Here is an 8,308-nt window from a genome sequence, read left to right as displayed (position 1 = left end):
GTTTCCAGCTGCTTGAACATGCGGTCAGGGTCTGGTGTCCGGTTCGCCGGTTTGGCGGGGACGGGTACAGGCAAAGAGGCTGGCACCAAGAGCGGGCGCGCCTCGGGTCGCTTGGCACTAAATTGCAGTTGGGTCAGCCCCGTGATGGTCGGCTGGTCGGTGACAGAGACCCCCGCCAGATACCACTGGCCGGTGCCTGCAAAGTTTTCAGCCGCCTCAATGGTGCAAAAGCCGTGGCTGCCGCTGATGTTGAGGTCAATCAGCTCAAGGGTCGGGCACAGCACCGCCATCAGCTTGAGTTGGCCCCCTTCTTCCTGAACCTTCAAGGCATCCACAGAGCCAAGCGGGCGAGTGCGCGCTCCCTCTGGCCAGAGCTGGGCCATATAGAAACTTGGGTCATATGCCTCGGCCATCTGGCGCAGGCTCTCGGGGCTGATATTGCGGCCGTCCAGTGTTGGCCCCGCAGTGGCGATGCACACCCAGCCGGTTTTGATTTGGCTACTCATACCACCCTCCGCAGTGTAACCACCGGTTTTTCGCGCTCTTGCGCGGCCAGTATGTCGAGCTGCTGCTGCCGCTCGTTCACGCTCTTGCACAGTGAGCCATGCGCCTCCGGCGACAGCCCTTGCGCCAGTGTGATGGCCATCGCTGTAGCGTTCTTGGCCGATGGGCTCAAGGTGTGGCTATAGGCCAGGGTGGACACCCAAGAGTGACCACACTCGGCATCGGTACACTGGCAATAAAGATTGGCGACCCCCGCCGTCAGGCGGTTGGTCTTGGTAATGCGGCCCAACTGACCGCACTCGGTACACATCACGCGCATGTGAGTACCTCCAGGGTTATTGGATGGGGTTTGCAGGTTTGCTGGAATGCAGCATCTTGCGGGAGGCGAGGAACGCATCGAGATCGGCGCGTTCGTAGAGGGTACGGTTGCCAATCTTGTAGTAAGGGAGTTCATAGCGACCATTGCTGGCCCAGACCCCGAGGGTCTTCTCAGACAACCCAAGGTAAGCGGCAGCCTCACGGCGAGTGAGGCGATTACTAATGGTTTGGCTGGTAGATGATGTCATATTGATAGCCCTCTTGGTTTACGAGGGCTATCTTCCATATTTCATGTTTAATACCGGAACAAAAATGAAAAAGTGATTTTTGTGCCTGAGTGTTAATGATGCCTGGACGTGTTAGGCACTGGATGGCTCATAGATAGAGGCAACAATCGAGTACAGTTTATTGTCGCCAGACAAACTATTTTTTAAGGTTCTCAAATAAAGCTCGTCAGTGAACTTCTTAGACAGTGGAATAACTGTCCTTTTTATTTTATCGGCCCCCCAATCTTTATACATACTATCAAAATAAAGATACTCTTGCAGTCGTTCATAACAAACATGGCAATTAGCTACTTTCAATACAATCAACACATCCATCAACTCAATTAACTTATAGTCTATTATTTTATTGAGCGTTGTATGTCCTTTGACCTGCAATGGTCGTTTTCTTACTTCACCAATCTCTAATTCTTTGCGCCATACAGAGAGCAAACTTTTCAGCGAGGATAAAATCTCATCATTCGAACTATTCTCAAGATCAATACTCAACAAGACTTTTCCATCTGGTTTCATTGGCGGGGCACATGGTACAACGTCGCCAAATTCACTCCTGAATTTCATGACGTTACGTGACACAGAGTCAACATAGCGATGATGTCGGTTGGCTCGGAGTGTATGCTCATAATAAAAATTCAACGCTCCAACTGATAATGGTCGCACAACATCTGTTTGACTAAGTACATTGGGCTCTCGTTCTGCATACTTGTTACAGTTGACGTGAAGAATATGCTTGTCCATTTCGCTCAATTTCATGCTGATAGCCAACGCATCTTCTTCATAATCGATAAGCTCAATAAATGATTCAGTCATGATATCATTCACAACTGGGAATAATGGTTCCTCCAGTTTCAATAGCCCGATCACTTCTGACATAGCCTTTTCATTGAGTAATGGCTGGTATTTATCACCATAAAGTATCTCAGCCCTTACTGTGACTTCATCAATAATCGTCGCTACATCCATTAAAAAAAGATAGTCATACGACTTAGATAGTAAGCCTTCCCAAACATTCTCTTTATTTAATAAATCAAGCAAAGCTTTAACTCCTTGAATTATTCATTGAAGCGCTCAGCAATAATCGACGTTGCTCGTCTTCTGGCAGCGTGGCAAAAATAGTCAACAAATTACTATTGGCATTATTTTTACTATCCAGGCGGCCCGCATATTCCAAAATATCCCGCTCAATCCTGGTAGCCGGTTTACGCAGCTCGTCTGCTGTGAAGTGGATGTAACCCTGGGTGACATCGGCACTGCGCAGAGTGCGGTGGTTCATCAGGCGCTTGATGGTGTACTGACCGACCTCGGCCAGTTCGGCCACAGTGCCGAAGGTACGGCGGGCATCGTGGCATTTGAACTCGAGCGGCGGCAGGCCGTCAGGGTTGGGGTTCGGTACAGTGGCCGCGCAGATCTTGGCTATGACACGGCGCGGCTCATGGATAGGGCGGTCTGGATTGCGACCAGGGAATACAAACCGGCTCTGTTTCAGGTTCCAGTGCCAACGGCGGCGGAAAATGGTGAGCAGGGTATCGGTGATCGGCAGCTCCAGCGGATCACCATTCTTGGTCTGGTCAATCCAGAAGTAGCCGCCGCTCATGCTGACCCGATCCCAGGTGAGCTGGAATACTTCAGCGCGGCGTAACCCCGTAAACAGTGCCATGTCGATGGCATCGCAGACGGTGGCAGTCGTATCGTCCCGCCAGTCGATGGCGTGCTGCCTGACCTGCTCCACAGCATCCAGCCAGCGCCTGAGTTCATGGGTGCGGATCCGGTCGTTGCGTCTGGGGGTGTTGTGCCAAAGCCGCTTGCTGCTCAGGACTTCGGTCGGTGGCTCGGGCAGCATGACCCGATCATTGGCATCCCGATAGTGATCACGGGCAAAGCGCCACACGGCCCGCAGTGTGCGCGCCCAGCGGTCAGCCTGCGCCTTGCTGCCCTTGCCGGTGCCCGCCTTGCGAAACTCTGGCGATGCGCCGTGCCAGGCACTGGGCAACCCTTCGGTGATGGCCTTGTGGCGAACCTCGATCTTTTCCCGTGTGAGTTTGACCAGGGGGATCGTCATCCAGTCGCCGGAGTAGTTGTTGAGATCAGCGCGGTAGTGCTTGGCCGTCTCTGCTCTGATCCGGTCGCCACGGCTGGCAAGGTAGGCATCTATCGCCTCGCCCAGGGTGACTTTCAGCTTGTCCTGTTCGCGGCGGATCACGTTGGGGTTCTGGCCAGTGATGGCCACGTCTCCCAAGATCTCCAGCGCCTTGGCGCGGGCCATGTCGATGGTCAATGCCGGATAGCGCCCCAAGGTAGCCCTGATAAAGCGCCCCTCTTTCCTCTTGGCCACGCTAAACGACTTCGTTCCTGTGGCCCCGACCCGAAGCCTCAGCCCCTGCACCATGGCATCACAGTACTCGACCTGCTTCCCCTCTGGTGCGCAGGGCAGTGCATCGATCGTGGCCTTGGTGAATTTGAACGCTTTCATCTTCCCCCCACAAACCAGGCTAGCCAGAGGAAGGGCAGGCAAGACTGGTCTTGTAACCTCTGTAACCTCTGACTATTTATGGTGAGGTTACAAACAAACCCAGTAAAACCGTGGTCTGTAGAGAGATGTAACCTTGTAACCTCTGTAACCTCAATATTTAAACCCTATGCGACCTTTTTTGGCCCAAGGGGGGAGTGGCGTTCGCTGCTCCTTTCCCTGGCTAGCCTGTTCTTGCTCGACCAATCGATCCAGGTATCCTAAAAATCGATTGGTCAAAAAAGGATACCTATAGGATATGACAGAGGGAGAATATAGGGGAAGACCAGAGAAGGTCACAAAATGAGCGTAGCGCTATAAGGCATTGATTTATATGACATCATATACTGTACGCAAATACAGTAAAATGCGTTTTTCCCACGCTCATAATCGATTGGTCGTGGGTTCAAGTCCCCCAGGGGCCACCAAATTGAAAAAGGCCGCTCATGATGAGCGGCCTTTTTGTATCTGCGGATCGGGCAATGTCCAGTGATGAGCTCGATGAGGTCATAGAAAAGACCCGCCATGGGCGGGTCTGGGCAGGGTCCGGATCAGGCGCCTCACTCAGAGACAAGGAGCCTAATGCTGCGCCTCAGGTTTGCTCGTTGCTGCCGCTCTGGATGGACGAGCGACGCCCGATAGCAGGCAGCATCCGGGTAACCAGATTGCTGCGCTGGCGCCAGGAGGTGAAGACAATGGCCAGCAGGTGCAGACCAATCAGTCCCTGCAGCGCCACCACGCACCACTCATGCCACTCGTCAGCCCCCAGTTCAAATCCCGTCTCGGTATTTTGAAACCAGCCGCTGCCAGCAGTGGCCAGCACGACCAGCCAGAGCGCCCACACGGCCAGCTTGCCGCTACCGTGATGACCTGGTGCCGGAGGCTGTCGCTCACGCATCTCGCGCGCTTGCTGGCGAAAATCCTCACCGCTGGGGATGAGGGCACCAAGGCGAGCGTAGCCACGGGCAAAAGTAAGCCCCCAGAGCAGACGCAAGGAGACCAGTCCAATGGCAGCGTAACCCAGCCACTCGTGCCACTCCTCGCCCGCTTCGTTAACCCAGAGATTGCTGATGCAGACCGCCACCAAGCCCCAGTGGGTCAGGCGAACCAGCGGATCCCAGCGAAAGGGCTCACCCTTTTTGCTTGGCATATTTGTGGTACTCCTTCTTCAGGTCGTTGACCTTGGCCAGATGTTCGCGCGCCTTGGCCTCATCACCCGCCTTGAGTGCGGCCAGGCTGGCGTCCAGCTCGGTCTGTACCTCATTCATCCCTTCAAGGAATTTCTCTTTCTTGGCGGCCGGCATGTTCTTCTGCTTGGCTACATCCAGCTGGGCCTTCATCTCGTTGATGTGCTTCTCCATGGTGGCTGCATCATCAGCCTTGACGGCCTGCTTGTAGTTGAAGCCAATCTTCTTCATCGGCTGTTCCAGATCACCCGCCACGGCAGGCAGGGTCATCAGGCCAAACATCAGAGGCAGCAGCAGGGGGCGGACGGTTTTCAACATGGGATTTCCTTATATAACGACATGCTCGAATTGTTAGGGGTACTTATGAATCCAAACAAGAATTCATCACCAGCATGATGCCATGACTTATGGTGAAACGTTTGTGAAAAATGCTGTTTTTTGTGGCAAATAGTGACAGATATGCCGCGCTTGTTTGCGCTTGGTAACTGATTGAACGCAGGTGACGCGCATCATGAGGATGGTTGAAAGCGGTAAACAAGGACAAAAAACCCCGCCGTAGCGGGGTCTGAATCAGCTGGCCATTTGCGTGCGTCAGTTACTCCTGTTCGCGAGCAATGGCGCGCCAGCCGATATCCTTGCGGTAGAAGACGCCATCCCACTTGATGCGGCCAGCGAGCTGATAGGCACGCTGCTGGGCTTCTGCCACTGTGTGGCCGAGGGCGGTGGCGCACAACACGCGGCCGCCAGCGGTCAGGCTGGTATCGCCCTCCAGGCGGGTACCGGCATGGAACACCTTCTCACCCGCCACTTCATCCACCGGCAAGCCGCTGATGGGGTGGTTGGTGCTGTAATCGCCCGGATAGCCTCCCGCCGCCAACACCACGCCGATAGCGGCGCGGGGATCATAGATGGCCTCTTTCTGATCCAGCTTGCCCGCGCAAGCGGCCAGACAGAGCTCCACCAGATCGGATTGCATCCGCAGCATGATGGGCTGGGTCTCGGGATCGCCAAAGCGGCAGTTGAACTCGATCACCTTGGGATTGCCTGCACCGTCGATCATCAGACCGGCATAGAGGAAACCGGTGTAGACGTTGCCCTCGGCCGCCATGCCGCGCACGGTCGGCATGATCACCTGCTCCATCACGCGTCGATGTACCTCGGCGGTCACCACAGGCGCCGGGGAGTATGCCCCCATGCCGCCGGTGTTGAGGCCGGTATCACCGTCGCCAACCCGCTTGTGATCCTGACTGGTGGCCATCGGCAGCACGTGCTCGCCATCGACCATGACGATGAAGCTCGCCTCTTCCCCCTCCAGAAACTCCTCAATCACCACCCGGGAGCCCGCTTCGCCAAAGGCATTGCCGGAGAGCATGTCGCGCACCGCGTCTTCCGCCTCCGGCAAGGTCATGGCGACAATCACCCCCTTGCCCGCCGCCAGACCATCGGCCTTGATGACGATGGGGGCGCCCTTCTCGCGCAAGTAGGCGAGAGCAGGCTCCACTTCGGTGAAATTCTGGTATTCGGCAGTCGGGATGGCGTGACGGGCCAGGAAATCCTTGGTGAAAGCCTTGGAGCCTTCCAGCTGGGCAGCGGCAGCGGTCGGGCCAAAGATGGGCTGACCGGCGGCGCGGAAGGCATCCACCACCCCTTTCACCAGCGGCGCTTCCGGCCCGACGATGGTGAGGCCGATCTGCTTCTCTCTCGCAAAGGCCAGCAGCCCTTCGATATCGGTCGCCTCGATGGCGACGTTCTCGACACCCGGCTCAAGCTGGGTGCCCGCATTGCCCGGCGCCACAAAAACGTGACGCACCAGCGGGGAGTGTTTGGCCTTCCAAGCCAGGGCGTGTTCACGGCCACCGTTGCCAATGATCAGTACTTTCATCGTATCGCTCGCTTCTATTTGTGGTCACTGGACGGCCACCCGGGCCGTCAGTCAGTGGAAATAGTCAGTTGAAAAGAGACAACAAAAGGGCCGCCATCGGCAGCCCCTGACCCATCAATGACGGAAATGGCGCATGTTGGTGAAGACCATGCACATGCCGTGTTCGTCGGCGGCGTCGATTACCTCCTGATCTCGCATCGAGCCACCCGGCTGGATCACGCAGGAGATACCGGCCTGCGCGGCAGCATCGATACCGTCGCGGAACGGGAAGAAGGCATCGGAGGCCATCACGGAGCCCGCCACGGTCAGTCCTTCATCCGCCGCCTTGATACCGGCGATTTTGGCCGAATAAACACGGCTCATCTGGCCTGCGCCGACGCCGATGGCCTGGCCATTTTTGGCGTAGACGATGGCGTTGGATTTGACGAACTTGGCCACTTTCCAGCAGAACAGCAGATCCTGCAGCTCGGCCTCGCTCGGCTGGCGCTTGCTGACCACGGTAAGGTCACCCAGCGTCACCATGCCGAGATCCCGCTCCTGTACCAGCAGGCCACCGTTGACGCGCTTGAGGTCAAACCCTTGCGCCGGAGCCGTCCACTGACCGCATTCGAGCAGACGCACGTTCTGCTTGGCGGCGACCGCATCACGGGCCTCCTGGCTGACGGTCGGGGCGATGATCACCTCAACAAACTGGCGGGCCACGATGGCAGCGGCAGTGGCGCCATCCAGCTCACGGTTGAAGGCGATGATGCCGCCGAAGGCAGAGGTGGGGTCGGTCTGGTAAGCGCGATCGTAGGCACTCAGCAGGTCGTTACCGATGGCCACACCGCAGGGGTTGGCATGCTTGACGATGACGCAGGCCGGCTCGTCGAACTCCTTAACACACTCCAGCGCCGCATCGGTATCGGCGATGTTGTTATAGGAGAGCGCCTTGCCCTGCAGCTGGATAGCGCTGGAGACAGAACCCGGCGCGGCATGCTCTTCGGCGTAGAAGGCGGCTGCCTGATGGCTGTTCTCACCGTAGCGCATGTCCTGCTTCTTGATGAACTGGCTGTTGAAGGTGCGCGGAAAGCGGGACTCCTCGTCACCCTCCTTGTTTTCACCGTAGGAAGGAACCATGGTGCCGAAGTAGTTGGCGATCATGCCGTCGTAGGCGGCGGTGTGCTCGAAGGCGGCGATGGCAAGATCGAAACGGGTCGCCAGTTTCAGGCTGTTGCCGTTGGCATCCATCTCGCGAATAACCCGATCATAGTCGGCAGCTTTGACGACGATAGCGACATCTTTATGGTTTTTGGCGGCAGAACGCACCATGGTCGGACCGCCGATGTCGATGTTCTCGACCGCATCGGCCAGAGTGCAGCCCGCTTTGGCCACGGTGGCAGCAAAGGGGTAGAGGTTGACGACAACCATGTCGATGGGGGAGATAGCGTGCTGGGCCATGATGGCGTCATCCTGATCCCGACGGCCGAGGATGCCGCCATGAACCTTGGGATGCAGGGTCTTGACCCGGCCATCCATCATTTCAGGGAAACCCGTGTAGTCGGAGACCTCGGTCACCGGCAGACCCGCCTCGCCAAGCAGCTTGGCGGTACCGCCCGTGGAGAGCAGGGCAACACCACGCTCGTTG

9 protein-coding genes are annotated in these 8,308 nt (G+C 56.7%); all 9 read right to left on the bottom strand.

Annotation, left to right across the window (positions count from 1 at the left end; genetic code table 11):
• Positions 1-506 (bottom strand): GPO family capsid scaffolding protein (locus AACS18_RS06085; protein WP_181363219.1); only part of this gene is annotated, 506 nt, incomplete at its 3' end.
• Complete coding sequence (locus tag AACS18_RS23165) at positions 503-823, bottom strand: ogr/Delta-like zinc finger family protein (protein WP_084059540.1); 321 nt, start codon at positions 821-823, stop codon at positions 503-505. The genes AACS18_RS23165 and AACS18_RS06085, both read right to left, overlap by 4 nt.
• A gap of 16 nt (positions 824-839) precedes the next feature.
• Positions 840-1,070: a helix-turn-helix domain-containing protein gene (locus tag AACS18_RS06075; protein WP_033113308.1), complete on the bottom strand. Its 231-nt coding sequence runs from the start codon at positions 1,068-1,070 to the stop codon at positions 840-842.
• A gap of 111 nt (positions 1,071-1,181) precedes the next feature.
• Positions 1,182-2,141: a DUF6387 family protein gene (locus AACS18_RS06070; RefSeq protein WP_108611838.1), complete on the bottom strand. Its 960-nt coding sequence runs from the start codon at positions 2,139-2,141 to the stop codon at positions 1,182-1,184.
• 4 nt (positions 2,142-2,145) lie between these two features.
• A complete protein-coding gene (locus AACS18_RS06065) occupies positions 2,146-3,576 on the bottom strand; it encodes a tyrosine-type recombinase/integrase (protein WP_108611837.1) in 1,431 nt (476 codons plus the stop codon).
• 628 nt (positions 3,577-4,204) lie between these two features.
• On the bottom strand, positions 4,205-4,762 hold the full coding sequence (locus AACS18_RS06060; RefSeq protein WP_108611836.1) for a cytochrome b/b6 domain-containing protein: 558 nt from the start codon (positions 4,760-4,762) through the stop codon (positions 4,205-4,207).
• Positions 4,743-5,117, bottom strand: coding sequence for a cytochrome b562 (locus tag AACS18_RS06055; protein WP_005349056.1), 375 nt, complete (start codon positions 5,115-5,117; stop codon positions 4,743-4,745). The genes AACS18_RS06060 and AACS18_RS06055 overlap by 20 nt, the downstream gene beginning before the upstream one ends.
• A 277-nt stretch (positions 5,118-5,394) precedes the next feature.
• Entirely contained in the window at positions 5,395-6,681 is a 1,287-nt protein-coding gene (gene purD / locus AACS18_RS06050) for a phosphoribosylamine--glycine ligase (protein WP_108611835.1), read from the bottom strand.
• Between the two features lie 114 nt (positions 6,682-6,795).
• The coding region (purH, locus tag AACS18_RS06045) for a bifunctional phosphoribosylaminoimidazolecarboxamide formyltransferase/IMP cyclohydrolase (RefSeq protein ID WP_108611834.1) at positions 6,796-8,308 on the bottom strand (1,513 nt) is incomplete at its 5' end.

It is taken from the genome of Aeromonas sp. HMWF015 (genome assembly GCF_963878965.1).
Taxonomy (GTDB): Bacteria; Pseudomonadota; Gammaproteobacteria; order Enterobacterales; family Aeromonadaceae; genus Aeromonas; species Aeromonas veronii.
The sequence above is the reverse complement of the archived record's forward strand: the minus strand, read 5'-3'. Positions and strand labels throughout refer to the sequence as shown.